The organism is Mesorhizobium sp. B2-4-15 (assembly GCF_006658505.1).
Lineage (GTDB): Bacteria > Pseudomonadota > Alphaproteobacteria > Rhizobiales > Rhizobiaceae > Mesorhizobium.
Genome location: NZ_VFUZ01000008.1, coordinates 77,915 through 103,987, shown reverse-complemented (window position 1 = coordinate 103,987; position 26,073 = coordinate 77,915). Strand labels below are relative to the sequence as shown.

30 protein-coding genes and 1 pseudogene are annotated in these 26,073 nt (G+C 63.1%); 18 read left to right on the top strand and 13 right to left on the bottom strand.

Annotated features, from left to right (window positions below; translation table 11 throughout):
* The first annotated feature begins 55 nt into the window (after positions 1-55).
* Both dnaG and rpoD read left to right on the top strand, forming a co-directional pair.
* Positions 56-1,996 carry a DNA primase gene (dnaG, locus tag FJ930_RS12115; RefSeq protein WP_141837825.1) on the top strand — a complete coding sequence of 647 codons (1,941 nt, stop codon included), beginning with the start codon at positions 56-58 and terminating at the stop codon, positions 1,994-1,996.
* Positions 1,997-2,419: 423 nt separating this feature from the next.
* Positions 2,420-4,444, top strand: a complete 2,025-nt coding sequence (gene rpoD, locus FJ930_RS12110) for an RNA polymerase sigma factor RpoD (RefSeq protein WP_140744502.1) — start codon at positions 2,420-2,422, stop codon at positions 4,442-4,444.
* Positions 4,445-4,514: 70 nt separating this feature from the next.
* Here the strand turns inward: rpoD and FJ930_RS12105 are convergent, their stop codons facing one another.
* Positions 4,515-5,570, bottom strand: coding sequence for a TauD/TfdA family dioxygenase (locus FJ930_RS12105; protein ID WP_141837823.1), 1,056 nt, complete (start codon positions 5,568-5,570; stop codon positions 4,515-4,517).
* A gap of 351 nt (positions 5,571-5,921) precedes the next feature.
* Between FJ930_RS12105 and FJ930_RS12100 the strand changes: the two genes are divergently transcribed.
* From FJ930_RS12100 to FJ930_RS12090, 3 genes are all read left to right on the top strand, one after another.
* Positions 5,922-6,215, top strand: a complete 294-nt coding sequence (locus FJ930_RS12100; protein ID WP_140744504.1) for a GYD domain-containing protein — start codon at positions 5,922-5,924, stop codon at positions 6,213-6,215.
* 98 nt (positions 6,216-6,313) lie between these two features.
* Entirely contained in the window at positions 6,314-6,574 is a 261-nt protein-coding gene (locus FJ930_RS12095; RefSeq protein WP_141837821.1) for a DUF333 domain-containing protein, read from the top strand.
* 20 nt (positions 6,575-6,594) lie between these two features.
* Positions 6,595-6,963 (top strand): DCC1-like thiol-disulfide oxidoreductase family protein, encoded by a 369-nt coding sequence (locus tag FJ930_RS12090; RefSeq protein ID WP_141837992.1) that lies wholly within the window; start codon positions 6,595-6,597, stop codon positions 6,961-6,963.
* A 21-nt stretch (positions 6,964-6,984) separates the two neighbouring features.
* Here the strand turns inward: FJ930_RS12090 and FJ930_RS12085 are convergent, their stop codons facing one another.
* A complete protein-coding gene (locus tag FJ930_RS12085) occupies positions 6,985-7,848 on the bottom strand; it encodes a patatin-like phospholipase family protein (protein ID WP_141837819.1) in 864 nt (287 codons plus the stop codon).
* 273 nt (positions 7,849-8,121) lie between these two features.
* Between FJ930_RS12085 and FJ930_RS12080 the strand changes: the two genes are divergently transcribed.
* Entirely contained in the window at positions 8,122-8,799 is a 678-nt protein-coding gene (locus FJ930_RS12080; RefSeq protein WP_140744506.1) for a PadR family transcriptional regulator, read from the top strand.
* A 196-nt stretch (positions 8,800-8,995) separates the two neighbouring features.
* Here FJ930_RS12080 and FJ930_RS12075 read toward each other — a convergent pair whose 3' ends face one another.
* Positions 8,996-9,256, bottom strand: a complete 261-nt coding sequence (locus FJ930_RS12075; protein WP_023770145.1) for a YiaA/YiaB family inner membrane protein — start codon at positions 9,254-9,256, stop codon at positions 8,996-8,998.
* A gap of 58 nt (positions 9,257-9,314) precedes the next feature.
* The gene (locus FJ930_RS12070) at positions 9,315-9,992 is read right to left on the bottom strand and encodes a PspA/IM30 family protein (protein ID WP_141837817.1); all 678 of its coding nucleotides are present in this window, start codon (positions 9,990-9,992) and stop codon (positions 9,315-9,317) included.
* Between the two features lie 181 nt (positions 9,993-10,173).
* Here FJ930_RS12070 and FJ930_RS12065 point away from each other — a divergent pair, with 181 nt between their 5' ends.
* Together FJ930_RS12065 and FJ930_RS12060 are read left to right on the top strand one after the other, a co-directional pair.
* Positions 10,174-10,815: a TetR/AcrR family transcriptional regulator gene (locus tag FJ930_RS12065; protein ID WP_140744508.1), complete on the top strand. Its 642-nt coding sequence runs from the start codon at positions 10,174-10,176 to the stop codon at positions 10,813-10,815.
* Positions 10,816-10,863: 48 nt separating this feature from the next.
* On the top strand, positions 10,864-11,154 hold the full coding sequence (locus tag FJ930_RS12060; protein WP_141837815.1) for an HlyU family transcriptional regulator: 291 nt from the start codon (positions 10,864-10,866) through the stop codon (positions 11,152-11,154).
* 22 nt (positions 11,155-11,176) lie between these two features.
* Here the strand turns inward: FJ930_RS12060 and FJ930_RS30075 are convergent, their stop codons facing one another.
* Together FJ930_RS30075 and FJ930_RS12050 are read right to left on the bottom strand one after the other, a co-directional pair.
* Positions 11,177-11,383, bottom strand: coding sequence for a hypothetical protein (locus FJ930_RS30075; protein WP_181763357.1), 207 nt, complete (start codon positions 11,381-11,383; stop codon positions 11,177-11,179).
* Between the two features lie 79 nt (positions 11,384-11,462).
* The gene (locus tag FJ930_RS12050) at positions 11,463-12,497 is read right to left on the bottom strand and encodes a class I SAM-dependent methyltransferase (RefSeq protein WP_141837813.1); all 1,035 of its coding nucleotides are present in this window, start codon (positions 12,495-12,497) and stop codon (positions 11,463-11,465) included.
* Between the two features lie 226 nt (positions 12,498-12,723).
* Here FJ930_RS12050 and FJ930_RS12045 point away from each other — a divergent pair, with 226 nt between their 5' ends.
* The gene (locus FJ930_RS12045) at positions 12,724-14,787 is read left to right on the top strand and encodes an EAL domain-containing protein (protein WP_246676882.1); all 2,064 of its coding nucleotides are present in this window, start codon (positions 12,724-12,726) and stop codon (positions 14,785-14,787) included.
* Between the two features lie 137 nt (positions 14,788-14,924).
* Here the strand turns inward: FJ930_RS12045 and FJ930_RS12040 are convergent, their stop codons facing one another.
* Positions 14,925-15,383, bottom strand: coding sequence for an Lrp/AsnC family transcriptional regulator (locus FJ930_RS12040; protein WP_140744511.1), 459 nt, complete (start codon positions 15,381-15,383; stop codon positions 14,925-14,927).
* A 170-nt stretch (positions 15,384-15,553) separates the two neighbouring features.
* On the opposite strand from FJ930_RS12040, the gene FJ930_RS12035 reads away from it, so the two are divergent.
* The 4 genes and pseudogenes from FJ930_RS12035 to FJ930_RS30410 all read left to right on the top strand — a co-directional run.
* On the top strand, positions 15,554-16,288 hold the full coding sequence (locus tag FJ930_RS12035; protein ID WP_141837811.1) for an AzlC family ABC transporter permease: 735 nt from the start codon (positions 15,554-15,556) through the stop codon (positions 16,286-16,288).
* On the top strand, positions 16,285-16,584 hold the full coding sequence (locus FJ930_RS12030; protein ID WP_140744513.1) for an AzlD family protein: 300 nt from the start codon (positions 16,285-16,287) through the stop codon (positions 16,582-16,584). Before FJ930_RS12035 ends, FJ930_RS12030 begins: the two co-directional genes overlap by 4 nt.
* 376 nt (positions 16,585-16,960) lie before the next feature.
* Positions 16,961-17,632 carry a DUF1236 domain-containing protein gene (locus FJ930_RS12025; protein ID WP_141837809.1) on the top strand — a complete coding sequence of 224 codons (672 nt, stop codon included), beginning with the start codon at positions 16,961-16,963 and terminating at the stop codon, positions 17,630-17,632.
* 142 nt (positions 17,633-17,774) lie between these two features.
* Positions 17,775-17,901: pseudogene (locus tag FJ930_RS30410) on the top strand (IS630 family transposase); the annotation flags it as partial.
* A gap of 279 nt (positions 17,902-18,180) precedes the next feature.
* On the opposite strand, the gene FJ930_RS12015 reads toward FJ930_RS30410, so the two are convergent.
* Complete coding sequence (locus tag FJ930_RS12015; RefSeq protein ID WP_246676894.1) at positions 18,181-18,387, bottom strand: CopG family ribbon-helix-helix protein; 207 nt, start codon at positions 18,385-18,387, stop codon at positions 18,181-18,183.
* 136 nt (positions 18,388-18,523) lie between these two features.
* Entirely contained in the window at positions 18,524-19,159 is a 636-nt protein-coding gene (locus FJ930_RS12010) for an FMN-dependent NADH-azoreductase (protein ID WP_141837805.1), read from the bottom strand.
* 108 nt (positions 19,160-19,267) lie between these two features.
* Here FJ930_RS12010 and FJ930_RS12005 point away from each other — a divergent pair, with 108 nt between their 5' ends.
* The gene (locus tag FJ930_RS12005; protein ID WP_141837988.1) at positions 19,268-20,221 is read left to right on the top strand and encodes a LysR family transcriptional regulator; all 954 of its coding nucleotides are present in this window, start codon (positions 19,268-19,270) and stop codon (positions 20,219-20,221) included.
* 93 nt (positions 20,222-20,314) lie between these two features.
* Here the strand turns inward: FJ930_RS12005 and FJ930_RS12000 are convergent, their stop codons facing one another.
* Positions 20,315-20,908 carry a TetR/AcrR family transcriptional regulator gene (locus tag FJ930_RS12000; protein ID WP_141837803.1) on the bottom strand — a complete coding sequence of 198 codons (594 nt, stop codon included), beginning with the start codon at positions 20,906-20,908 and terminating at the stop codon, positions 20,315-20,317.
* A gap of 66 nt (positions 20,909-20,974) precedes the next feature.
* On the opposite strand from FJ930_RS12000, the gene FJ930_RS11995 reads away from it, so the two are divergent.
* Complete coding sequence (locus tag FJ930_RS11995) at positions 20,975-21,400, top strand: VOC family protein (protein WP_141837801.1); 426 nt, start codon at positions 20,975-20,977, stop codon at positions 21,398-21,400.
* A 9-nt stretch (positions 21,401-21,409) separates the two neighbouring features.
* Here FJ930_RS11995 and FJ930_RS11990 read toward each other — a convergent pair whose 3' ends face one another.
* On the bottom strand, positions 21,410-22,360 hold the full coding sequence (locus FJ930_RS11990; RefSeq protein ID WP_141837799.1) for a trypsin-like peptidase domain-containing protein: 951 nt from the start codon (positions 22,358-22,360) through the stop codon (positions 21,410-21,412).
* A 169-nt stretch (positions 22,361-22,529) separates the two neighbouring features.
* On the opposite strand from FJ930_RS11990, the gene FJ930_RS11985 reads away from it, so the two are divergent.
* Positions 22,530-23,402: a S1C family serine protease gene (locus tag FJ930_RS11985; RefSeq protein ID WP_141837797.1), complete on the top strand. Its 873-nt coding sequence runs from the start codon at positions 22,530-22,532 to the stop codon at positions 23,400-23,402.
* A gap of 8 nt (positions 23,403-23,410) precedes the next feature.
* The gene (locus FJ930_RS11980) at positions 23,411-24,046 is read left to right on the top strand and encodes a helix-turn-helix transcriptional regulator (protein ID WP_141837795.1); all 636 of its coding nucleotides are present in this window, start codon (positions 23,411-23,413) and stop codon (positions 24,044-24,046) included.
* Positions 24,047-24,054: 8 nt separating this feature from the next.
* Here the strand turns inward: FJ930_RS11980 and FJ930_RS11975 are convergent, their stop codons facing one another.
* Both FJ930_RS11975 and FJ930_RS11970 read right to left on the bottom strand, forming a co-directional pair.
* Entirely contained in the window at positions 24,055-24,444 is a 390-nt protein-coding gene (locus FJ930_RS11975; RefSeq protein WP_141837793.1) for a type II toxin-antitoxin system VapC family toxin, read from the bottom strand.
* The gene (locus tag FJ930_RS11970) at positions 24,441-24,707 is read right to left on the bottom strand and encodes a type II toxin-antitoxin system VapB family antitoxin (protein WP_141837791.1); all 267 of its coding nucleotides are present in this window, start codon (positions 24,705-24,707) and stop codon (positions 24,441-24,443) included. Before FJ930_RS11970 ends, FJ930_RS11975 begins: the two co-directional genes overlap by 4 nt.
* A gap of 169 nt (positions 24,708-24,876) precedes the next feature.
* On the opposite strand from FJ930_RS11970, the gene FJ930_RS11965 reads away from it, so the two are divergent.
* A complete protein-coding gene (locus FJ930_RS11965; protein ID WP_140746721.1) occupies positions 24,877-25,743 on the top strand; it encodes an NAD(P)-dependent oxidoreductase in 867 nt (288 codons plus the stop codon).
* The last annotated feature ends 330 nt before the right edge of the window (positions 25,744-26,073 follow it).

The following is a 26,073-nucleotide window of genomic DNA, read 5'->3' as shown; positions in this document are numbered from 1 at the left end:
TGGGGCTCGTCGGATTTCGCTGGCGTGATTATATGGCGGGGAAACGAGTTTCCCAATGCGCTTTCCGCCCGCCTTCCTCGACGAGATACGCGACCGTGTGCCGATTTCACAGGTTATCGGCCAGCGCGTCGCGTGGGACCGCAAGAAGACCAATGCGTCGCGCGGCGACTACTGGGCCTGTTGTCCGTTCCACGGCGAGAAGAGCCCATCATTCCACTGCGAGGACAAGAAGGGGCGCTATCACTGTTTCGGCTGCTCGGTCTCGGGCGATCATTTCAAGTTCCTGACCGAACTCGAAGGATTGAGCTTTCCCGAGGCGGTCGAGAAGATCGCCGATATGGCCGGCGTGCCGATGCCGGTCCGCGACGCGCAGGAGGAGCGGCGCGAGAAGGAACGTGCCAGTCTGACCGACGTCATGGAAATGGCGACGGCTTTCTTCCAGGAGCGGCTGCAAGGACCGGAAGGCGCGAAGGCGCGCGCGTATCTGCGCGACCGCGGGTTGACGCCGGCGACCCAGCATTCGTTCCGGCTCGGCTTCGCGCCCGACAGCCGCAATGCGCTGAAGGAGCATCTGGCGGCAAAGGGCGTGCCGAAGGCCGATATCGAGGCCTGCGGGCTGGTGCGGCACGGCGACGACATCCCGGTGTCCTATGACTGGTTCCGCGACCGCATCATGTTCCCGATCCCGGATTCGCGCGGCAAGATCATCGCCTTTGGCGGCCGCGCGCTGGCGCCCGATGCGCCGGCCAAATACATGAACTCGCCCGACACCGAGCTCTTCCACAAGGGCAATGTGCTCTACAATTTCGCCCGCGCCCGCAAGGCGCTGGCCAAGGGCGGCACGGTCATCGCGGTCGAAGGCTACATGGACGTGATCGCGCTGGCGCAGGCCGGTTTCGAGAATGTGGTCGCGCCGCTCGGCACCGCGCTCACCGAGAACCAGCTCGAGTTGTTGTGGCGCATGGCCAGCGAACCGGTTCTGTGCTTCGACGGCGACAAGGCCGGGCTGAAGGCGGCGTGGCGGGCCGCCGATCTCGCGCTGCCATCGGTCCAGGCGGGGCGCTCGGCGCGCTTTGCGCTGCTGCCGGAAGGCAAGGACCCCGACGACCTGGTCAAGGCCGAGGGGCCGGACGCATTTCGCGCCGTGCTCTCGGACGCACGGCCGCTGGTCGACCTGTTGTGGATGCGCGAGACGGCGGGCGGCGTCTTCGACACGCCGGAGCGGCGAGCGGAACTTGAAAAGACGCTGCGCGAGCTGACCAGCCGCATCCGCGACGAGAGTCTGCGCTACCACTACCAACAGGAGATGCGCGAGCGGGTGCTGAGCTTCTTCGGCTCCCAGCGCGGCTCCCGCCAGGGCCGCGACAATAGCGGCCGGCCAGGAGCGCGCGGCCAGGGCAAGGCTGCCGCGCCCGGCGGACAGTTCGCCAAGGGCGGCGGCCGCATCGCCATCACCGAAAGTCTCGGCCAGTCGGCGCTGGTCAAGCGCGGCGAGGGGATGTCGGTGCGCGAGGCGACGATCATCGTGGCGCTGGTCAACCATCCGGCGCTGATCGACGAGAATTTCGCGCATGTCGAGTTTCTCGATCTCGCCAATTCCGACCTGAACCGGCTGCACGCGGCCATCCTCGATGCGATGGCGCATGACATGGCCAATGACCGCCATGCCGTTGTGGCGACGATCGAGCGCGCCGGCTGCGCCGAGATCTGGGAACGCGCCGTGGGCCTGATCCGGCGGGCGCGGCAATGGCCGGCACTGGAGACGGCGGCGCTCGAGGATGCTCGCGACGCTCTGAACCAGGCACTGCACTTGCAGCGCAGCGCGCGCACCTTACATAAGGAGCTGAAACAGGCGGAAGCGGCTCTCGAAGCGGATCCATCGGACGAAAACTTTCGCCATCTGATCGAAATTCAGGCGCAATTTCAGGATGTACAAGCGACGGAAGCGCTGATCGAAGGGTTCGGCGTCTCTTCGGGCAGGGCCGGGCGAGCCTAAGTGCAAGCGGGTACGGAATGAGAGCGTGGCCGGGCTTCCCAGAGAGCCGGGCGCGCTAAGTCGGGTAATTGATTCGCTTTTTTCATGCGAATCATGCCAGAGGCGCTTGACCTTCCGGCAGAATGGCGGAATCAGGACGATTCGAAACGTTCACCCGCACCCGTGTCGACGGGAAGTGCAGCGATAAGAGGTCCTGGTCACTGGACAGGCAGACAGCCTGCCACAGATATCAGGGTTAATCTGGACTTAATGCATGTCGCCCAAAAGTGGAAACCGGTTTTGGGGCGACGACATGCACCAAACAAAGAGTGGATGCAGTTCGTGGCCCGGGTGAAGCGCGTTTAGAAAAACGAGCATATCCAATTTGACTGGTCCGACAGCTTATGCGGCCCGATGCCCGGCCGCTAGGAGAAGATAAAGACTATGGCGACAAAGGAAAAGGAAGAGGTCGAGACCGAACGCGAAGGCGCCACCGATGGGCCTCTGCTCGACCTTTCCGATGATGCTGTCAAGAAGATGATCAAGGCCGCCAAGAAGCGCGGCTATGTCACGATGGACGAGCTGAATTCGGTGCTGCCTTCCGAGGAAGTGACCTCCGAGCAGATCGAGGACACGATGGCGATGCTGTCCGACATGGGCATCAATGTCGTCGAGGACGACGAGCAGGGCGAAGAGGCCGAGGCCAGCGACACCGCGGCGGACGCCGAGGAAGACGCCAATGAACTGGCCGAGCAGACCGGCACCGCCGTTGCCGCCACCACCACCAAGAAAGAGCCGACCGACCGCACCGACGACCCGGTGCGCATGTACCTGCGCGAGATGGGCTCGGTCGAGCTTCTGTCGCGCGAGGGCGAAATCGCCATTGCCAAGCGCATCGAGGCCGGCCGCGAGACGATGATCGCGGGCCTGTGCGAAAGCCCGCTGACCTTCCAGGCCATCATCATCTGGCGCGACGAACTCAACGAATCCAAGATCCTGCTGCGCGAGATCATCGATCTCGAAGCCACCTATGCCGGCCCCGAGGCCAAGCAGGCGCCGGTCGTCGAGCGCATCGAGGAAGCGCCCAAGGCTGACGAGAAGTCGCGCCGCGGGCGCGACGAGGAAGACGACATCACCAATGTCGGCGCCGACACACGCGGCATCGGGGACGACGACGAGGAAGACGAGGACGAGGCGAGCCTGTCGCTGGCGGCGATGGAAGCGGAACTCCGTCCGCAGGTGATGGAGACGCTCGACGTCATCGCCGACACCTACAAGAAGCTGCGCAAGCTGCAGGACCAGCAGGTCGAGAACCGTCTGGCCGCCGCCGGCACGCTGTCGCCCAGCCAGGACCGCCGGCTGAAGGAACTGAAGGACCAGCTGATCAAGGCGGTGAAGTCGCTGTCGCTCAACACGGCGCGTATCGAGGCGCTGGTCGAGCAGCTCTACGACATCAACAAGCGCCTGGTGCAGAACGAGGGCAAGCTGCTGCGCCTCGCCGAAAGCTATGGCGTGCGCCGCGAGGAGTTCCTGAAGGAATATCAGGGCTCGGAGCTCGATCCCAACTGGACGCGCTCGATCGCCAATCTGACCTCGCGCGGCTGGAAGGAATTCACCAAGAACGAGAAGGATGCGATCAAGGACCTGCGCGCCGAGATCCAGCATCTGGCCACCGAAACGGCGATCTCGATCCTGGAATTCCGCAAGATCGTCAACCAGGTGCAAAAGGGCGAACGCGAAGCCGCGATCGCCAAGAAGGAAATGGTCGAGGCCAACCTGCGCCTCGTCATCTCCATCGCCAAGAAATACACCAACCGTGGCCTGCAGTTCCTCGACCTGATCCAGGAAGGCAATATCGGCCTGATGAAGGCGGTCGACAAATTCGAATACCGCCGCGGCTACAAGTTCTCGACCTACGCGACATGGTGGATCCGGCAGGCGATCACGCGTTCGATCGCCGACCAGGCGCGCACCATCCGCATCCCGGTGCACATGATCGAGACGATCAACAAGATCGTGCGCACCTCGCGCCAGATGCTGCATGAGATCGGCCGCGAGCCGACGCCGGAGGAACTGGCCGAGAAGCTCGCCATGCCGCTGGAAAAAGTGCGCAAGGTGCTGAAGATCGCCAAGGAGCCGATCTCGCTCGAAACGCCGGTCGGCGACGAGGAGGATTCGCATCTGGGCGATTTCATCGAGGACAAGATGGCGATCCTGCCGATCGACGCGGCGATCCAGGCCAATCTGCGCGAGACCACCACGCGCGTGCTGGCCTCGCTGACGCCGCGCGAGGAACGTGTTCTGCGCATGCGCTTCGGTATCGGCATGAACACCGACCACACGCTGGAAGAAGTCGGCCAGCAGTTCTCGGTCACCCGCGAGCGTATCCGCCAGATCGAAGCCAAGGCGCTGCGCAAGCTCAAGCACCCGAGCCGGAGCCGCAAGCTGAGAAGCTTCCTCGACAGCTAAGGCGGGTTCTATCTGTCACGAGAATCAAGGGCGCCAACTGGTGCCCTTTTCGTTTCAGGCGGGTTGGCTTCTACAAGGGCACGTTCAGCCGCGTGCCCTTGAGGATGATGCCGCCCCGGTCGCCGATGTCGATCGAGCCATAACGCTGCCTGAAACAATCGGGCAGCGGACGGTCGCCGGGCACTGACAGCCACAGGCGCAGCATATGGCGCCGCTTGTCCGGATCCGGCCAATCCCGAAAACCCATGCGGTCGTGAAGCAGCGAATGATTGTAGACAAACTGCATGTCGCCGGGCCGTAACCGCATCGACAGGTTCAGCTTCGGGTCATTGGCAAGGCTGTCGAAGAGATCCAATGCTTCGACATGCGCAGCACTCAGCCGCATGGCATCCGGGAAGCGCTGCGCGCTGTCGATGTACTGGCGCTGATAGATCCCGGTCAGCAGCCCCGCATGCCAGTTGAGGACCGGGATTTCGAAGTAGGGCTTTTGTCCTTCCGGTATCTCGCCGCGCCGGTCGGTGGCAATCGGATCAAACAGCAGGCGGACCAGATCAGGTCGCCTTTTGCGCATCTCGTTGTGGATCGTCACCGTACTTACCAGCAGGGACTCGCCGCCTTGCATGGCATCTTGCAGGCAGAGCAGGCCGACAACATCGGCGGAGTCGGTGTGGAACGTCTGGCGCTCCGAGGTCTGGTAGATGCGTGTCGTGGCGTCCTTCGCGTCGGCGCCTATGTCGCGGACATGGCCAAGTATATGGCCCTGGGCGTTCTGGGACCGAGCGCTTCCCAGATGGGCGCCAATCCCACAGAAGATCGTTGCCGCCATTCGCGCGGAGTATCCTTCGACCGGGAGACCGCGAAGCACCTCGAACCCTATGCCGGCGATTAGTTTTTCGCGAAGGGCGGCAAGATGGCCAGCAAGCCGGGGCAAGGGGAAATCAGCCTTGGTCAGACCGCCGATATCGTGCGAACCGGCAAGAAAGCCGGTTGCGGCGGCTTCCAGCTCTGCGACGTCCTTCGGGTCCAGTTCGACCAGCCATCGTTCAGGATGCTTCGCCATGTCCTCGCCGGTCCACGCGCCGGGAATTTCGATCCGTTCCGGCGGCAGGTCTGTTGTTTCGCGCATGAAGCTCTCCTGCGGCTGGACTGGGCCTCGGACGTTGGCCGGTATCTGCCGTGTCGGACGGCCACGACGGAGACTGCCGCAATCAGGCGGGTTTTTAAACCGGCTTTGCCTGATCGCCGCCGATTGATTTGCGGCCGTCGCCATGCCAGCGCCTTGTGTCGGCTGGCACGAGGATCGCGCCCGCTCGGCAATACGGCGCCGGCGCGGTAGTGCTTGCGGGACGCTGGCAGCGGGAGGATAATCTGACGACGGATGCATTTTCTGGGCGACAACCCCGGAAGCCCGCCCCGGTCGAGGCCGTCGTTTTAGCGGTCTCAATGCCGTGTTCCGTGGCCCGGAGAGAGGTGTGCCATGACGACTTACATCGTGCTGATGAACTGGACCGAGCAGGGCGCGAAAAATGTGCGCGACTCGCCCAAGCGGCTGGACGCGGCCAAGAAGCAGCTCGGCGAGATGGGTGGATCGTTCAAGTCGTTCTACCTGACCATGGGCGAATTCGACATGGTGTCGGTGGTCGAAGCGCCTGATGATGCGGTGCTCGCCCGTTTCGCGCTGATGCTGGGCTCGGGCGGCAGCGTCAAGACGCACACGCTCAAGGCCTTCCCGGAATTTGCTTACCGCGAGATCATCTCCTCGCTCGGATGAATCCATCGGCAGGTTTCTCGAAGTCGATGGTCGTTGGCGACGCCTTGCCGCAAGGCAAGGCGCTTCGCCGTGGCAGGGGGCGGCCAGGGGGGATCGCGATGAAGATGTTGGCTGCCGGCCTGGCCGCACTGTCCTTAATGCCGATCGACGCCGGCGCTGCCGTGCAAAAACCGGTCGGCATGGCCAATCCGGTATCCGTCCATTGCGGCGAGGTCGGCGGGCGCCTGGCGATGAGGAAGGACAAGGCCGGCAATGAATATGGATTTTGCCGCCTGCCCAACGCACGCCTGTGTGAAGAGTGGGCGCTGTTTCGCGACAACAAATGCGTCGGGCCGAAGACGGCGATGCGCGGCAAGTGAGCCTTGACAGGATCACGCCTTTGCTGACTGTCTGGTACAACACACATTGTCCGGTCTGCGATGCCGGCATCGGCAGGCAGAAGCGGCGGCTGATCGAAGTGGTCAAGGCCGGACGGGTCGAGTTTCGCGACATCAACCTGGAGCCGGCGGCCCTTGCCGGACATGGCGCCTCGCTGGAGGATATCCGCCGCCGGCTGCATGCCACCGATGCGGACGGCCGGCTGCTGGTCGGCGCCGACGTTGCGATTGCAGTGTGGGCGATGACACCTGGCGAGGGCTGGCTGGCGGGATTGCTCGGCAATCCGATCGCCTTGCCGCTGACCCGCTTTGCCTATGATCGCTTCGCAGACCTGCTCTATGCCTGGAACCGCCGCAAGGGGCGGTGGTAGCGCCTGTGAAATCGGGTGAAATCAATGATGGCGGTGCGGACGCATCTGGTTCGGGATGACGCGTTCAAACAGTCCGCCCGCCTCTATCCATGCCCGGGTCGATTTTTCGGCGTCATCGATCAGCGCGCCCGTGCGGGTGAAGTCGTAGGGCGAGCCCACCAGCGGGCAGAGCGAGGGGACAATCGCGTAGTCGATCTCGGCCGGCATGGTGTCGAGTTCGCGCACCAATTGCCGGGCGATCAACAGTGTCAAGGCATGCAGGCCGTTGGCAACCGCGCCTTGCGGCGGCGCGCGCAGATTGCAGGCGAAGCCGGTCGGCAGCACGATCAGCCGGCGCGCGCCGAGGCTGATCGCGACACCGACCGGTGTATTCGAGGTCACGGCGCCGTCGATCAAGAACCGCTCGCCGACCCGCACCGGCGCGAACGCAACCGGAATGGCGCTTGAGGCGGCGATCGCCTCGGCCGCGTTGCCTTTCGAGATCACCACCGCGTCACCGGAGAAGAGATCCGTCGCGATGATGTGGATCGGGATCGGCGCCTCCTCGAGGTCGCGATAGGGCAGGTTGCGCTCGATCAGATTGCGGATGCCGTGCGAGGCGGATAGAAAATCGCGCCGGGCCGCAAAGCCAAGCATCGACCGCCAACTGACGGGAAACACGTCGTTGCGGGTGATGCCCCGCCACAGGGCATCCAGCCGCGCGACGGTCTCCATTGTGCCGGCGGCGGCGTAGTAGGCGCCGTTGATGGCGCCGACGCTGGATCCGACGACGAAATCGGCTGTCACGCCCGCGGCGACCAGCGCCTTCAGCATGCCGACCTGTACCGCGCCGAAACTGCCGCCGCCCGCGAGCACCAGCGCGACCTTGTCTGTTCCTGATGGCATGGCACGACCTCGTTGCATGGCCCGCTCAAGGGTTCGCCGGCGTCGGATTGTTTGTTTCGTGGAATTCTCCCCATGCCAGCACGTCTTCGTGAAGCGCCGCTCGCGCCGGAAGCCAATTGGCGGCCAGCGCCAGACGAGTGAACCGGCCGCCACGAGGCCCGCAGCAAAACTTCTCTGGCACGACATTCAGATACATCGTAAGATATATCTTGACTCCGGGGAAGAGCGCGCCTAATTAAGATATATCGTAAGATAGAACTCAAGGAGCAATCAATGCACAAAGATTTCGGGCGCGGCCATTTCGGCGAGCGCATGTTCATGCACATGGCCGGCAAATTCGGCGGACGCGGCGGCGGTTTCGGTCCGTTCGGGGGCAGGGGCGGCGGCGGTCGCGGCGGCGCGGGCGACATGTTCCGCGCCGGGCGCATGCTGGCCGACGGCGATCTCAAGCTGATCACGCTGTCGCTGCTGGCCGAAGCGCCTCGCCACGGCTACGACATCATCAAGGCGCTGGAAGAGCGCACCAGCGGCATCTACAGCCCGAGCCCGGGCGTGGTCTACCCGACACTGACCTTCCTGGAAGAGGCCGGCTATGCCGTCTCGTCAAGCGAGGGCAACAAGAAGGTGTTTTCCATCACCGAGGCCGGGCAGGCGCATCTTGCCGACAATCGCGAGATGATCGACAGCGTGCTCGAACACCTCGAACGCTTCGGCCGCAAGATGGCCAAGGCGCGTGAATGGTTCGGCTGGAATGATGACAGCGAGGACCGTCGCGGGGGCCGAGGCGGGCGTGGCGACCGTTCGGAGGCGCGCGACGAGTTCCGCGCTATCCGTCACCGGCTGCGCGCCGCGCTGAGCGACATCGTCGATGCCCCGGCCGAAAAACAGGCCGAGGCCATGAGCATCCTCGAAGCCGCGGCCGAGGCGCTGGAAGCCTTGTCGCGCAAATAAGGCGAGGGCGCCTGGCATGGGAACGCTTGGTTTCCTCGCCCCGAGGAAACGAGGGCGAGGAACCTACGTTCTGCTAAGCCGGCGCCAGTACCCCCACCCGGACCTGCGGTCCGACCTCCCCACAAGGGGGAGGTTGAAGCGGCGGATACCAAAAGCCGGGGAGGCCCGGGCTTTTCTGCGTCGGGGCATGCCGGCCTCACTCCTTGCCGACATATTCGCTGATCAGCTTTTCGTTGCGCGCCTTCTCGATCTTGGCGGTGGTCTCGGCCGAGATGCGCTCGTCGGTGCGGTACTTCACAAGGTTCACAAGGCTGCCGGTGAGCAGCAGGATGCCCATGGCCCAGTAGCCCTTGGTCGACAGGTCGACGGGCGCCAGCCACAGCGACAGGCCGAGCATGAAATAGGCGGCACCGACCGAGATGGTGTTGAACATGATGTAGGTCTGATTGGCGTTCATTGGAGTTCTCCGTGCTTTGACGAGAGTTGGATTGGAAGTCAGGTCCGGGAAAGCGGTTTCAGTTGATGGTCTTCAGCCGTTCGAGCACATCCTTGGCGCGCACCTTCACCGCCGGACCGTGTCCTGCCTCGGCAAGGCGGTCGCGGATTGCCTCGTGACGCAATTCGCCGTCGATCTCGTCGAGGATGCCGGCCTCCTCGAACGGGTCGCTGGCTCCCTTGATGCGAGCCAGAAGTTCCTCCGCTTCGTTGAGGTTTGCCGAATGGCCGATCGACCTGACGAGGCGTGACTGCGCCTTGCGTTCGGCATCGATGGCGCGGGCCGAGATCATGCCCTGGTTGAGGTCGATGATACGGCGATGCGCCCGCTCCACCGAAACGCGCATCCGCAAGGTCTTTTCGCCAAGGCTCTGCACGGTGGCGCGGCGGACTTCGCGTTCGTTCTCCAACTCGGCGATGGCCGCGGCACCGCTTTCGGCGAGCCCGTTGTTGCCGGCGGCCAGCGCGCTCAGCGTGCGGGTTTCCAGATCGGCGTGGCGGCGGTCGAGCTGGTCGAGGCCGGCCTGCTCGGCGCGCTGGCGCACGATCAGGGTGGCAAGCGTCTGCTTGGCGGCGGCAAGTCCCGCCTCGGCGTCGCGGATGCGCTGCGCCAGAAGGTCGATGGCAAAGCGATCCTTCAGGCCGTCCTCGGCACGCGCGCTGGCGCCGTCGAGCAATGTTCTGATCAGGCTAAGCATGTTCTTCTCCCTTCGAATTTTCCCGGGAACAATGTTCACAAAGCCAAATATAACAGGAAATGAACATTGTTCAAGCTATTTTTGAACGCTGTTCACGACGCTCGGGGTATGGTAAACGAGCAGTCTGGGTGGTTCCTGACAGCGTTCCGTCCGGCAAGGATGCGCATTCACAGGGAAAAGCATGGCACTGGACAAGGAAGAGACCGGCGAGCGCGTGCTGGCCATTGCCGAGACGCTCATCAACGAGGGCGGCATGGACAATCTGAAGGCGAGGACCATTGCCGAGCAGGCGGGCATCTCCGTCGGTTCGGTCTACAATCTTTTTTCCGATCTCGACGGCGTGCATCGTGCCGTCAACATGCGGCTGCTGGACCGGCTGGGGGCCGCGGGGGCGGCGGCGATGGCCGACCTCACCAAGCGCGGCATCACCGACGTGCGGCAGCGCCTGCTGGCATTGGCCGGCGCCTATATGCGCTTTGTCGAGGCGCATCCCGGCAGCTGGCCGGCACTGCTCGCCTTCAACAGGCGCCGTCCGACGCTGGCCGAGCCGGATGCCTATGAAGCGCGGCTCGACCAGCTGTTCGACATTATCGCCGCGGTGCTCGCCGGCGGCGACTTCGATCTCGACGACGAAACGCGCCGGGTGGCGGCGCGCACATTGTGGTCAAGCGTGCACGGCATCGTCACCAGCGGCTATGCGGCGAGATCCGTACGCCGGCAGGCGGACGAGATCGAGCGGCAGGTGGAACTCCTTGTGACCGTCTTCATCAGGGGGCTGGAACGCGGCGGCACATTCGCGCATGCTGGGCCAACAGCGTCGTGAATCGCCGACAAGAAGCGGTTTGCAGGGGCGAACAAGGAGATTTGAGCCATGTCTTTTCTGAAGCGTCTTTTCGGCGGCGGCGGTGAAGCGGCCGAGCCCAAGGGTGCGGCACCCGCCAAGCAGGTCGAGCACAAGGGTTTCCTGATCAGCGCCACGCCCTACAAGGCCGAGGGCCAGTACCAGACCTGCGGCGTGGTCTCCAAGGAGATCGACGGCGTGATGAAGGAACACAGATTCATCCGCGCCGACCGTTTCGCCGGCCTCGACGACGCCATCGACATCTCCATCAAGAAGGGTATCCAGCTGGTGGATGAACAGGGCGATCGGATGTTCGGGTAGGCGGGGCGGGCTGAGGCGGCGATCATCGGTATTGCGCCGCAAGGGCAATGCCTGACGGCAGTTCTTGCTGGAAGGCGCGCAAAGGCATCTCGGGCAATGGCTGGATTTCCGAGCCACCGAATCCGCCATCCAGGTCGTCGGCATCTTCCGCGACAGATGCGGCGGCCGATGCCCAGACAACCGAAAAGACGATGCAGAAATTTCGCGCAGTGCTGAAAGCCCAGTTCACGCCAAGCACATGATCCCGGGCGGGGCCCCGGGATTTGCTGTCTTGAAGTCGGTGCGGGGCGCCTAGTGCCCGGCAAGCCTTATCCGCGCTTTTTTATGACGCCGTACAGCACGTTGCGGTTCTCGCCAAAGTAGACCTGCGCATCGACCGTGTTGCGGTCGACGCTGGCGTTGATGATGTTCCACATATCGGTTTCCGTGCGCAGCAGCAGAACCCAGTCCATGAATGTCTCCCAATACCCCGCGCCGGAATTACTTTCGGCGTAGTTCGCGAACAGGAATATCCCATTCGGCTTCAGCATCTGCAGGCAAGTCTTGGTGAGCTTCACCGCGACGTTGTGCTGGAGATAGTCGTAAAGGCCGGAGGCGTAGATGAAGTCGAACTTGCCCAGTCTGTGGCCCCTGGTGAGCAGGGTTCGCACCGAACCGTCGATGGCCTCGACGGCGGTGCCCTGGAAGTCGCGCGCTATCAGTCCGACGCTCTGGGGGTCCTGATCGAGCGCGACCCAGCGCTTGAGGCGGCCTTCGGCCAGGGCGGTGGAACGATTGGCTTCCCGCAAATGGCCGGCCGCGATCGCGAGAACCTCGGTTTGCGGCCCATTTTTGTCCGCAATCTCATCGACATAGCGCGTCAAGAGATCGCGCCGTTCCCGCGCTGCGATGGACGAGGGCACGTCCTTGGTATAGTTATAGAGTGCCTTGCCGACCTCCGAGGCGTTCGCCACGCTCTCGGCCACATGCGGGTCGCAATAGATGTAGTCGAGCAACTGCGCGTCGCCGGAATAACCTCTGGGCTTGGTGAAGGACCAGCGCGTAAGCGGATCCTCGAGAAAATATTTCACGACCGGGTGGTTCTGCACCACCGGTATCAAGGCTTGCCAAACGTCGCGATGAACCTTGGAGCGTGTCGCGCTGAGGTACGACGTCAGACGACGAATGATCTCGGCGGGGTCCTTATGTTGCTCGATCTGCTGCTGTGTCGCGTGGAGTATGAGTGCAAGCTCGGCGCGAGCGGTTTCGAAAGCTTCGCCGTAATGCTCGATCTTTCCTCGAGGTAGCCCGTCGGCAATCAGCTCGGCAGTAATCAGGCTTTTGCCGTCAAAGAGAGTTTGCACACGGATGCTCCATAGTTAACAGTTAGTTAACTTATTGCGTAGAATGCTCCATTTGCCAATGTCGGCTCATGAGCATTCTATCGATATGATTAATTTCCCGCTAACCATATCAATTCTTTGGGGTTTTTAAGGAGCGATTCCGGGTTCGAGTTAACGAAAACTTGTCCTGCATCATTGCATTTGGCTGCGCGGGCAAGACATGTCGCACCCAAGGAGTCGGTCTGCGTTGGGGGCAGAAGCTGCAAAAGAATTCGGATCGCGAAATCCCCTTCAGCCGGGATTTGTGAACGAGCGCGTGTCATCCCGAGTGGCCGATGCGGTGGATTCGGAACCGCACGATCCGCGCCAGGAGTTGGAGGCGACCGAACTTCGTATCCTTTACCGCAAGGAAGCTGAAGCAACGCGAAGAGTGGAAGCCAGGCCAGGGCTTTGGATCGCCGTTGCCATCTATCTGCTGTTTTCGGCAATGGATCTGCTGCTCATTCCAGACGTGGCGGCCTACACGATCGAGGCGCGCTTTGCGGTCGGATTGGCAGCGCTTTTGACCTTGGAGGCGCAGCTTCGCCGGGGAGTCGGAGCAGAATGGCTTGATGTCACCTGCGCTGCGGCCATTATATTTGGCTACCTTGGTTGGTTATGTCCAACGATCTTGTCTGCGGAGAAAGAGAGCGTTTCTTATTATATGGTCTTCGGCACCATTTTTATGATGGGTGCAAATCTCTTCTTTACATTTCGATTTAAGCTGTCTATTGTAACATCCGCTATAATATTATTTTTACTGTTCATTGTTAATTATTTCGTTCCTTCTACTCCGACGTACAAGCTAGTATTAGCTATTTTCTATATTTCATGCTTCACGTTCACCTCATATGTGAACTGGAAGCTGAACGAAGAGCGTTACAACGTCTTCCTGAATGCCCTGGAAGCCAAAATTCAGCACAGGGAGGCCACCGAGCGCGGCAAGGCGCTGCTCAGGCTGTCGCGGACGGATCCGCTTACAGGTCTGGAGAACCGGCGGGCGATCGACGAGAAGCTGCGGGACTACTGGAGCGACTGGCAGAAGCTTGGCGCAGGTTTTGCCGCGATCCTGATCGACGTGGACTTCTTCAAAAAGTTCAACGACTGCTACGGCCATCAGGAGGGCGACCGTTGCCTGATCCATGTCGCCAACGCCCTCAGCGATCTGATCAAGGGCTATGATGGTTCGATCGGGCGCTACGGCGGTGAAGAATTCATCGTCCTGGCGCGCATGGACAAGAAGGACCAGGTCGCGGATCTCGCGGAAGCCATTTGCCGCACGGTGGAGAACCTGGCGCTTACCCACGAACTGCGACGGGACGGTATTTCGATCGTGACGGCGAGTGTTGGCGCTGCCTTCACCAGGAAGCAGTCCGGCGCCAAGCTGGAGAAGATCATCCACGAGGCGGATCGCGCGCTCTATCTGGCAAAGGCCAGCGGCCGAAACTGTGCCCGGCTGTTCGATCCGACCGATCCCCAGAGCAGCGACGAGAGCGAGAATCTTGCGGCCTTGCTGAAGATCGCGATCGGCCAGGATCTGGTTTCGCTCGTCTATCAACCCATCCAGGATGTCAAATCGGGCAGGCTAGAGGCCGTGGAGGCGCTGATGCGCCTCAAAATGCTGGACGGCACCTTGGTTCCGCCGAGCCTGTTCATTCCCGTTGCCGAACGCACTGGCGCGATCCTGGAACTCGGGCGCTGGGCAATAAGGACCGTGTGCACCGAGCTTCTGGCTGGCGATCACGTCCGCGTTGTCAGCGTCAACGTCTCGCCGATCCAGCTCAAGACGCCCGGCTTCGCTGCATCCGTCGCGACCATCCTGGGCGAGACCGGCGTGACCGGCAACAGGCTGGCCTTCGAAATCACCGAAGGGCTGGAAATGGAGATGCACTCGGACATCCTGCGGTGCATCAGCGACCTGAAGCTGTTGGGCATCAAGATATGGCTTGATGATTTCGGGACCGGCTTCGCCGGCCTTTCGTGGCTTCGTCTGATCGATTTCGATACGGTGAAGATCGATCGCTCGTTCCTTCATGACTGCGCCACGCCCAAGGGCATGGCCATGCTGCAGGACATCATCGCCCTGGTCCGCAATCGCGGCCACAAGATCCTCGTCGAAGGGGTGGAAACCGAGCAGCAGATGGGCCTCATGCGCGAATACCGTATAGACAAGGTCCAGGGCTTTCATGTCGGTCGCCCGCTTCCGGCAGCGAATTTCCAGGCAAAGCGGGCCATCCAGAAACGCTCATTTCCGGTTCTCAAATCCGCGTAGCGACAGGCCAGGCGGTAGCGTCATGCCACCGCCTCGCTCAAGCTGGCACTCGAGCCGATCCTACAATCCGGTTGCATTTTTATCCAGTCTGAAACGACGCTGTTCTTGGCCGCTCGGGCCGCTCTTGCAAGCGCTTGTCAGATCGGCAGTTCCAGCGTGTATTTGATCGTCTGGCTGGGGACGTCGGTCTTGACGTTCTGGACGCCCCTGATGCGGCTCAGATGCTCCGACTGGAAGCGGCGGTAGTCGTCGATGCTGGCGGCCACCACGCGCACCATGGCGTCGCAGTCGCCCAGCATCAGATAGCATTCCATGACCTGGGGCAGCCTGGCCACCTCAGTGGCGAAATGCTCGATCGTGTCCTCGTCCTGCGCCTTCAGCCAGATGCGGGTGAAGAAGGTGAGGCCCTTGCCGATGCTCGCCGGGTTGAGCACGGCGACATAGCGATCGATGATGCCGGCTTCCTCCAGGAGTTTTACGCGGCGCAGGCAAGGCGAGGGCGACAGGCCGACCTCATTGGCCAGGTCGTTGTTGGCCATGCGGCCGTCGCGCTGCAACGCGCGCAGGATGCGTTTGTCGATGTCATCGAGTTTCATGGCGTTGAATTCCATTTTCTTTTTAGTTTGCGGCATTCAATGCCAAAATCAGGTGAGACACAACAATCTTCGCGACCAAATTGCGCAGAAATGTGGGTATGTTTGCCGCCGGTATCACGAGAATTCAAACCCAGGGAAGCGGCGGCCGCGAGGCCGGCCGGTGGCAAGGCATGAGCATTTCACAGACAGCCCAAACAGCGGGCGATGGCTCGGGATCGGAACTCCGCCGAGGCGTGGCGTCCTGTGCGCCGGTGCTGTTGGGCACCATCCCCTATGCGCTGGTGCTTGGCGCCCAGGCCTCCCAGAAAGGATTGAGCACGGTCGAGTTGTCTATGATGACGGGGCTGAATTTCGCCGGGGGATCGGAATTCGCGGCAATCCAGTTGTGGACGTCGCCGCCGCATGTCCTGCTCATCGTCGCCATTACCTTCCTGGTCAACAGCCGTCATCTGCTGATGGGAGCGGCGCTGGCGCCGTTCCTGCGCGACCTGCCGCGGCGCGAGGTGTTCCCGGCGTTGTTCTTCATGTGCGACGAAAGCTGGGCGCTGGGCCTGGCCGACGCCAAGCAGCGTGCCGCCGACGGGATCAGGCCGGCCTTCAGCCCGCGCTACTATATGGGCGCGGCGCTGGCGATGTATGTGACCTGGGTGGCCTTCACCACGCTCGGCGCCTTGCTCGGTCCGATGCTTGGCCATGTCGAGACCTACGGCTTCGACATGGCTTTCCCGGCCGTCTTCCTGGTGCTGATGCGCGGCATGTGGAAGGATATGAAAGCGGCGCTGCCCTGGCTGGTGAGCCTCATAGTGGCCGCACTTGTCTATCTCTTCGTTCCCGGCGCCTGGTATGTCGCGGCGGGCGCGGTGTCCGGGCTGCTTGCCGCCTGGCTGATGGCGGGTGAGGCATGATCGACATGGCGACCTTTTTCACCATCGTGCTGATGGCCGGCGTCACCTATCTGACGCGGATCGGCGGCTATGTCGTGCTGCGCAACCGCGTGCTCGGCGCCCGTGCCACGGCGGTGATGGAAGCCGCACCCGGCTGCGTGCTGATCTCGGTCATCGCACCAGCCTTCGTGTCGCGCAATCCGGCCGACCTCCTGGCGCTGGCCATCACCTTGGTCGCCGCGACGCGGCTCTCCATGCTGCCGACCGTGTTGATCGGAGTGGTGGCGGCGGGGCTGCTGAGGCATTTCATTGGATAGAAAGGCAGCTGCCGGTTGGAGCAGAATCTGATCACTCAGGCTCGTAACCTGCGGCGCTGAAGTAGTTTGTGCATTCCTCGGCGGTGAAGCGGGGCAGCGCGTCGCGGATAGTGTCGCAGAGCTCGGGGATGTTGCGGGCGGCGGCTTGACGACCCCGCACCTCTCGCGGTCGAGGTTAGTGGTGGCCCTTTCTCAATGGCTGGCCGATCAAGGTGAGCGGTGAAACGGATCCGACGCGCCCGCATCTCTCTCGGCCTATCCACCAAGTTCGCGAGAAACGGGAACAATTAATGAAAAACGCACGGAATTTTAGCCGGAACGCACACGGTTCTTCCTCGTTTTGGCTCTGAGGGAACCATGAAACGGAGAGAGAACGATGAAAAGGCTTTTGTTACCCGTTATAACAGGCGCGCTTGTTGCCCTGTCTGGCGCAGCTTTTGCCGACACTCCCGTATCCGCCGCTACCAACCTTAACGTTCGAGCCGGGCCGGGCTCGCAGTATCCGGTCATCGGCGTGCTGCGGGCGGGCCAGACGGCCACACTGAACGGCTGCCTGCAAAACTCGAAATGGTGCACCATCGCCGAGGCCGGTGGTCAAGGCTGGGTCTATTCCGACTACGTCACCGCAGAATTCGGCGGCAATCGGGTGGTCTTAACCGAGCGGCCGGCCGATTCCGGCATCGCGGTTGTGAAACCTCCTCGCGATCAAGGCGGTAATGCCGGAGCCATCGCCGGCGGCGCTACCGGAGCAATCGCCGGCGCTATCATTGGAGGACCAGTTGGCGCTGCTGTGGGCGGCGCGGCTGGGGTCGTCGGCGGCGGTGCAGCCGGCACCGTGATCAATCCGCCGGAACAGGTGCGCACTTACATCAGCGCGCATCGGGTCAAGCCTGTTTACCTTCAAGGCAAGGTTGTGACCGGCGCGACCCTGCCTGACACGGTGGCCCTACAGAAGATCCCGAACTACCGGTACCGATATGTCTATGTGAACAACCGCCCGGTGCTGGTTGAGCCATCGACGCGCCGCATCGTCTATGTGGTACACTGAAGCGCCGATCGGTAATGGATACCGACCGTCGGGCGAGCTGCCCGGCGGTCAAGCCGAGGCGGGCTGTTGACCACAACACAATTGGCGCGGCTGTAGATAGCAATCGTCCGTTCACCGTAATAAACCAATCTGATTGACGGCACTGGAGGCAGCGCTCAGCGAGGAGCCGCGCTCCGGGGGGCGCGCAGCTTTCCGGCGAGGAGGAGGCCTTGCTGGTGGCCACCGCCTGCTCCAGCCCGCCGCCGGGCCGCGGTCGCTGGACGGTGGACGACGACAGTTCGCCGAAGTGATGACGGCCTCGCGCGACTCACGCGAGGCCGTCATCGCCCAGATTTCAGGTCCCTCGGCCAGCATTAGCTAGTTCACAGGGTCTGCGGCCCCTGTTGAGCGGCATGTAGGACGGTCAGTATCTCGACGGTATCTCTGCCTACGCGACAAGGGACGATACAGGGAGTCGATTTGATACGCCCAACGCGCCCCATGACCGGCTGCTCGGTGAAGCCGAGGTACGGACCGCTTGGTCCAGCGGATTGTCCTGCGGCTCATTGTCAGCCGGTTGATTTGACGTATTTCCCGATCACGGCGGCCAACTCTAGCTCACTGGCAAATTCACCGCGCTCGGCCTCGGCCAATCCCGCCTGTATCTCCGCGAGCTGCCATTCCTGGCGGGCTACAAAGTCCTCAATGGCTTGGGCTGCCATATAAGAGCGCGAGCGGTCGAGCTTTTCGGCAAGCTGGTCGAGCCTGTTTGTCAAGGTTGCCCTGTTCCAGGGGCGCGGTCGCATACCGGTTCGCGTTGCCCGCACTTCGGGAAGCGCGCGAGAAGGGCTGTTATTGAACGGCAAAAGGCAGGCGCGAATGCCTGCCTTTCGAGTTCAGATTCGAGGTGCCTTAGGCAGCCGCGGCCACCTGCTGGCTGGCAGCCACCACCGCGTCGACCTTGGCGGTCGCCTTGGCGAGAGCAGCGGTCACCGCGTCAGGGCCCATGCCGACACCTTCGATGCGGATGACGTCGACATCGGTCATGCCGATGAAGCCGAGCACGGAGCGCAGGTAAGGGATCGCGTGGTCCATCTGCACGGCCGCACCTTCGGAATAGATGCCGCCGGAAGCCAGCACGATATAGACCTTCTTGCCGGTGACGAGGCCCTTGGGGCCATTCTCGCCATAGGCAAAGCTCTTGCCGGAACGGGCGACGTGGTCGACCCAGGACTTCAGCGTCGAGGAGATGTTGAAGTTGATGAAGCCGGTGGCCAGGATCACCGTGTCGGCGGCGAACAGTTCGTCCAGCACCGCGTCGGAAACACCGACCACTTCAGCCTGGCGCGGTGTGCGGTCTTCGGCCGGCGTGTAGATGCCGGTCGAATAGTCGGCATCGATGTGCGGCAGCGGGTTGGCGACGAGGTCGCGCACGACGAGCGTGTTCGACGGATCCGCGGCAAGCAGCTTTTCCGCGAATTCGGTGGCGATGCGGGTTGAGTGCGAGGCGGCGCCGCGCGGGCTCGAGGTAACAAGAAGAATGGACATAGCGGGTTTCTCCAGCGGGATGAATTGTCCCGCCAGATATGGGGCTATCAACCAATCAAATAAACTGGTATATTTCCTATACGATCCATCCATAAAATAGATACGATGATGCAGCCCAACCCGACCCTCGACCAGCTTCAGATCCTTGTCGCCGTTGCCGAGACCGGGAGTTTCTCGGCTGCCGGCCGCAAGCTCAACCGGGCGCAATCCGTCATCAGCTACGGTATCGCCAATCTCGAAGCGCAGCTTGGGCTGAAGCTGTTCGAACGCGAGGGCACGCGCGAGCCGCAACTGACCGAGATCGGCCGGGCGACGCTGGAGGATGCAAGGCGCATGATCGGCATGCTGCAGCGCATTCGCTCCCGGGTAGACGGGCACCATCACGGGCTGGAGGCCGAGGTGGCGTTGTCGGTCGACGTGGCGTTGCCGTCTCCGGTGCTGGTCAGGGTGCTCAAGGCATTCGAGGCGCAGTTTCCCGCGGTGATGCTGCGTCTGCATATCGGCTCGCTCGGCCTTATTCCCGACTACGTCGTCAGTGGACAGGCCGATCTCGGCATAGGCGGTCTTCTGGGCGACGTCGACGTGCATCTCGTGCGCATCGGCTTCATGTCCATGGTGCCGGCCGCGGCGCCCAACCACCCGCTGGCGCTGCTGCCGAAGCCGGTCGCGCTCGAGGATGTGCGCGAACACACGCAACTCGTCGTCATCGACCAGTCCGAGCGCACCAAGGGACGCGACTACGGTGTCTTCGCCTACCGCACCTGGCGGCTGACGGACATGCGCACCAAGCACACACTGATGCGCGCGGGGCTGGGCTGGGGCGGTCTGCCGCGATGGCTCATCGCCGAGGATCTGGCCAATGGCCGGCTGGTTGAGCTCGATCTCGAACCCTACAAGGAGGTGAGTTCGCCGCTTTATGCCATGCATCGCGTCGACCGCAGCCCGAAGCCGGCGGCGGCCTGGCTGATCGACCAGTTCAAGCGTCAGCTTGGCTGCTTCAACGAATTCGAGCCGGGCGAGGTGCCGGAGGATGAGCCCGAGATCGGCAATGCGCAGAGTTGAGGTTCGTCTTCCTTGACGGAAGCGCGACATCTCGCCGTGTCGGCGCCAGCACCCACCCGGACCCGCGACTTCCCACGGGAAAGTTGTTTCCCGTCAGGCCCGGGACAGACCGTCGATCAGCGCCAAAAGGACGACCCGGTAGTCTTTGTCGGATCCTCCCGCCTCGATGGCGAGAGCCGCCCGGTCAAAGGCCGAGGCGAGCAGGGCGGTAAGCGCCTCCACCGGCAGCGTCTTCATGGATCGCTCGCGCATTGCCGCGACCAGGCCTTCGCGCAGCGAACGGCTGCCGTGTCGGTTGTCGATCGCATCCATGTCGGCACGGCCGAGCACGGCCGGCCCGTCAAGCAGCAAGAGCCGTGTGCGGCCGGACACGCGCATGGCGGCGAGATAGGCATCCGAACCTGCGATCAACGCATCGCGGGCGCTGAGCGAGGACGGTGACGCCCGGTCGATCTCCTCGGCCACCGCCTGCGCCTCCTGCTCGACCACGGCGGCAAACAGCGCCTGTTTGTCGGCGAAGTGATGATAGAGCGCGCCGCGCGTCACGCCGGCGGCGGCGACGATCTCCGGCGTGCCGGTCTCGGCATAGGATTTTTCCGTAAACAGCTTTCGCGCCGCCGCGATGAGATCGCCGCGTGTCGCTTCGGTGCGGTCGCGGTTGGAGCGGCGTCCGGATTCCTGTTGCATACATACAGCCTGTATGTTATTTGCGTTTACCTGCAGACTGTATGTTAATCGACAGGAGAGCGAAAGATGAAGATATCAAGCTATTACCCTGTGCTGATGACCGGCGATGTCGCCGGTACAGCCGCCTTCTATGTCGAGCACTTTGATTTCCAGCCGCTGTTTACGAGCGACTGGTACGTGCATCTGCAATCGGTCGACAGCAAGCGCGTCAACCTCGGCATCGTCCAGGGCGACCATGAAACGATCCCGCAGGAGGGACGGGGCCGCACCTCGGGCCTGCTGATCAATTTCGAGGTCGCGGATCCCGACGCCGTCTATGCGCGCGCCACCGCCGCCGGACTGCCGATCCTGCGTTCCCTGCGCGACGAGCCCTTCGGCCAACGCCATTTCATCACCAGGGACCCCAATGGGGTGCTGATCGATGTCATCAGGCCCATCCCGCCCAGCGAGGAATTTCTGGCGCGGTATGCGCAGGGAGCGGCCGGGGGTTGAGCGACAGCCTCAGCTTGCCCGCGCCACCGGCGTCACCATCACCTGACTGACGCCGGTGCGGCGCACCACCGTGCACAGCGTCTCGCGGCCGATGCGCTCGGCGTCGAGCATGCGCACGAGATCGTCGACGCCGGTGACCGGGCGCCCGTCAATGGCGGCGATGATGTCGCCTTCCTTGAGACCCGCTTCGGCCGCCGGGCCGTTCTTCTCGACGGTGCGAAGCCGCACCGCCGTGCTGGTCGAGACTTGCGACAGAAGGGCCGCCCGGCGCGGCAAATTGGTGGTGTCGGCCGAGATTCCGATGAAGGCGCGCCGCACCCGGCCGAAGCGGATGATCTCCGAGATGACGAAGTTGGCTGTGTTGGAGGCGACCGCGAAGGCGATGCCTTGCGCGCCATGGATCATGGCGGTGTTGACGCCGATGACCTCGCCGGCCGACGATACCAGCGGCCCGCCGGAATTGCCGGGGTTGAGCGCGGCGTCGGTCTGGATCACGTCGTCGATCAGCCGGCCGGTCGAGGCGCGCATCGAGCGGCCGAGCGCCGAGACGACGCCCGAGGTGACGGTCCATTCGAAACCCAGCGGATTGCCGATGGCAATGGCGATCTGGCCGCGCCGCAGCCGCTTGGAATCGCCGAGCGGCGCCACATCGGCGAAGCTGCCGTCGGCACGCACCAGCGCGATGTCTGTGTCAGGATCGCGGCCGAGCACGCGGCCTTCCCTGGAGGCGCCGTCGGGCATCGAGACGCGCACCGTTTTGGCATCGCCGACGACATGGAAATTGGTGACGACCAGCCCGTCCGGCGCAATGACGAAGCCCGATCCATGGCCGCCCTGGCCGCCGATGCGCTCGATGCGGCAGACGGCCGGGCCGATGCGGTCGACTGCGTCGGCCACCGTCATCGAATAGGCATCGAGCAGTGTTTCATCGGTTTCGAATATCCGGGCGGCGAGGGCCATAAAGCGGGCTCCATGTTTTCAGGTTTTTTCGTAACTATATGTGCGGAGCAGCCCGACCGGCCGCGACCTGACCAGATGGCCAGTCGAACCGGCAACTAGCCGTCAGGCGAGTATCTCCGGACGCAGCGCCGAGCGATATCTGGGGCATGAGAGAACCCAGGAGATCATTATGAGCGACTTCAATCTGAATGCATTTTCCGAGGCCATCGCCGATCTCGCCGCCAAGGCGGCGCCCGCTACGGCAAGCTTCGCCACGCATCATCACCGCACGGCAAGCGCCTTCCACTGGGGCGACGGTTATTTCGTCACCGCCGAGGAGGCCGTCGAGGCCGGCGAGGAGATCGAACTGACATTGGCCTCGGGCGAAGCGGTGAAGGCCGAACTCGTCGGCCGCGATCCCTCCACAGGGGTTGCCCTGCTGAAGCCCGCGGATGCGGTCAGCGCGCCTGTCCTTGCCAAGGCGGATCTCGTCCGGCCGGGCAACGTCGCCCTTGCCATCGGCAGCAGCCGGGGCTCGGCGCTGGCCGTTTCCGGCTCGGTCGGCGAAGTCGGCCCTGCCTGGCGCTCGATGCGCGGCGGCACCATCGACCGGCGCATCCACCTGGCCGTCGGCGCCGGCGGCCGCTTCGAGGGTGGCCCGGTGCTGGACGCCAAGGGGGCGCTCATCGGCATGCTTCTGTTCGGGCCACGCGGCCGTGCGTTGGTCATGCCTTACGAGACGATCGAACGAGCAGTGGCGACGCTGCGCGAGAAGGGCCATGTCGCGCGCGGCTATCTCGGGGCCGGCCTGCATCCGGTGCGCGACCGCGATGCGCGCGGCGCGATGGTGATGAGCCTCGACGACCATGGCCCGGCCAAGGCCGCCGGCCTGTCGCTGGGCGACATTATCGTGGCCTGGAACGGCGAGGCCGTGCATGGCCCGCGCGACCTGATCCGCAGGCTCGGGCCCGACAGCGCCGGCGCATCGGTGACGCTCGGCGTGGTGCGTGGCGGCGAACAGCGCGACGTCCAGCTCACCATCGGCGAAAAGCCACTTTCCTGAGAGGCCAGATGGATATGCTCGCCAGCGAACGGATCATGACCGACAGCGCCGCCTCGCGGCGGCTGGTGGTGCTGATTGCGCTTGGCGATGCGGCCCGCGCCGAGCGCCTGGCGGCCTCGCTTGCCGCCAGCGATGACCTGTTGCCGGTCGTGGCCGGCGGCGGCAGGGCCGACGTTGCCATCGTCGATGACAGGAGCGGTGATACCGTGCCGGCTTCAATTCCACGGGTGCTGCTGTCGGGACATGCCGGCAGCGAGCGGCCGGCCGGAGAGGTGTTTGCCGTCATGCCCGCGGGCGCGGACGATCTGCTGATTGCCGCGGCGGCGCGGCTGACGACAGCCGGGTATCGCGTCTCGGGCGATGGCGGCGGCGGGCGCCATGAGGATTTCCATACCAGCGAGGGCGAGTCTTTCGAGGACGAAACCTCCGACGAGCATGCCGTACGCCCAACGCTGTCGCCGCGCGAGGCGGAAGTGCTGGCGCTGCTGGCCGAAGGCGCGCCCAACAAGGTGATTGCTCGGCGGCTCAACATTTCCGTGCATACGGCGAAATTCCATGTCGCCGCGATCCTGATCAAGCTCGGCGCCGCCAACCGCACCGACGCCATCGCCATCGCCATGCGGCAGGGGCTGGTGCTGGTTTAGCGCCTCAGTCAGATGGCGGGTTCGATATCGGTTAGTCGAAAATCATTGCCCTTGAATAATAACGGCATGACCTCGAGCCGAGCCGCGGCATAGGCGATGCAGTCGCCGAAATTAAGCGCGGCCGGATGTCTGCCCTTGCCATAGCGCAGGAAGGCTTGACGGGCTACCGCCGCATGGTCGGCCGTGAACGGGATCGTATCGATCGAAGCCGCGCTCAGGAAGGCGTCAAGACGATCGGCTATCTCGTCCTGCCAGCCGCCGACCAGCACCATCGTCGTCTCAAGCAGCGTTGGCGCCGCGATCAGCCGTCTCCCGGCGTTGGCGATGGCGCGCACAAATTGATCATGGCCAGGTTCGGCGCGCAGAACCGCGACGAGGGCCGATGAATCGACGATCATCGCGTCGGAATTCCAAGTTCATCGTAACCGAGGATCTCATCTTCGGTCATCGCATTCTCGCGTCTTGGAATCTTGCCGGCCTTGTCGGCGATCGCCATCAGGCGCTGGAAGAGACTATCGGGTTCGTCACGCGGCACCAGCCGCTCGCGGGCAATCTCGCGCTCGAGACTCTGGCGGATCGCCTCAGTGACGGACACCCGACGCCGGCGCGCCAACTCGCGCGCCAGTTGTTCGACTTCCACATTCTTGATCGACATTGCCATTCTATAATCTACCTCATTGTATAGAATATATACCATAAAGCCACGGCATCCAACAGGCGTTGGGCGATACCGGCCTCCGTTGCGTCATCGTCCTTGGGACGCCAAGCCCTTGTATCCGGAGCCGCCGCGGGCAAGGATCGTGCAAAGAGGCAACGGAAGCGGAGGAAAAATGTCGCTCAAGGGAAAGACGCTGTTCATCTCCGGCGGGTCGCGCGGCATCGGGCTGGCGATCGCGCTGCGCGCCGCGCGCGACGGCGCCAATGTGACGATCGCCGCCAAGACCGCCGAGCCGCACCCGAAGCTGCCGGGCACCATCTATACCGCCGCTGAAGAAATCGAGCAGGCCGGCGGCAGGGCGCTGCCGGTGCTGTGCGACATCCGCGAGGAGGCGCAGGTGGCCGAGGCGGTTGCCAGGACAGTGGAGAAATTCGGCGGCATCGATATCTGCGTCAACAATGCCAGCGCCATCCAGCTTACGGGCACGCTGGAAACCGACATGAAGCGCTATGACCTGATGCATCAGATCAACACGCGCGGCACGTTCCTGGTCTCCAAAATGTGCATTCCGCACCTGAAGTTGGCTGAAAATCCTCACATCCTGAATCTGGCGCCGCCGCTCGACATGAAGGCCAAGTGGTTCAGGAACCATGTCGCCTACACCATGGCCAAGTTCGGCATGTCGATGTGCACGCTGGGCATGAGCGCCGAGTTCGCCAGGGACGGCATCGCGGTGAATTCGCTGTGGCCGATCTCGACCATCGACACGGCGGCGGTGCGCAATCTCCTGGGTGGCGCCACGGTGGCGGCGATGAGCCGTTCGCCCGACATCATGGCCGATGCCGCGCATGCGATCTTCCTGCGGCCGTCACGCGAGACATCGGGCAATTTCTACATCGATGAAGAGGTGCTGCGCGCCGAAGGCGTGACGGATTTTTCCGCCTACGCGCCGGGCGCGACCGGGCCGCTGGCCGGCGACTTCTTCGTGCCGGACGAGGTGTTCGCCAATTCGGCTACGAAGGTGAAAAGCATTTATTGAGGGAAATCGCGCGCCGGCAGCGCCGCCTCTCATCCAACTCCGTCACCTTCTCCCGTATAGGAGCGGTGAGAACGGCTTGGCTCACTCGGTCAAAGCAAAAACCCCGCCGGAGAGGGCCGGCGGGGCTCAATGCGTCCCGCTGGAGTCGGGACGGGGCAGGGAACGCCCAGCCCAGAATCTGGGGTCTGCACGGCGCCGATTCAATGAGCCGGCTCTAATGCCGCTAGAATTCTTCCGTGCCGGAATAAGTCTGAACTCGGGCCCACCCCGGTTTTGCCGGGGTGGGATATTTCTTGCCAGTCTGATTCCAGATGCTGTCTCAAGCCTTGG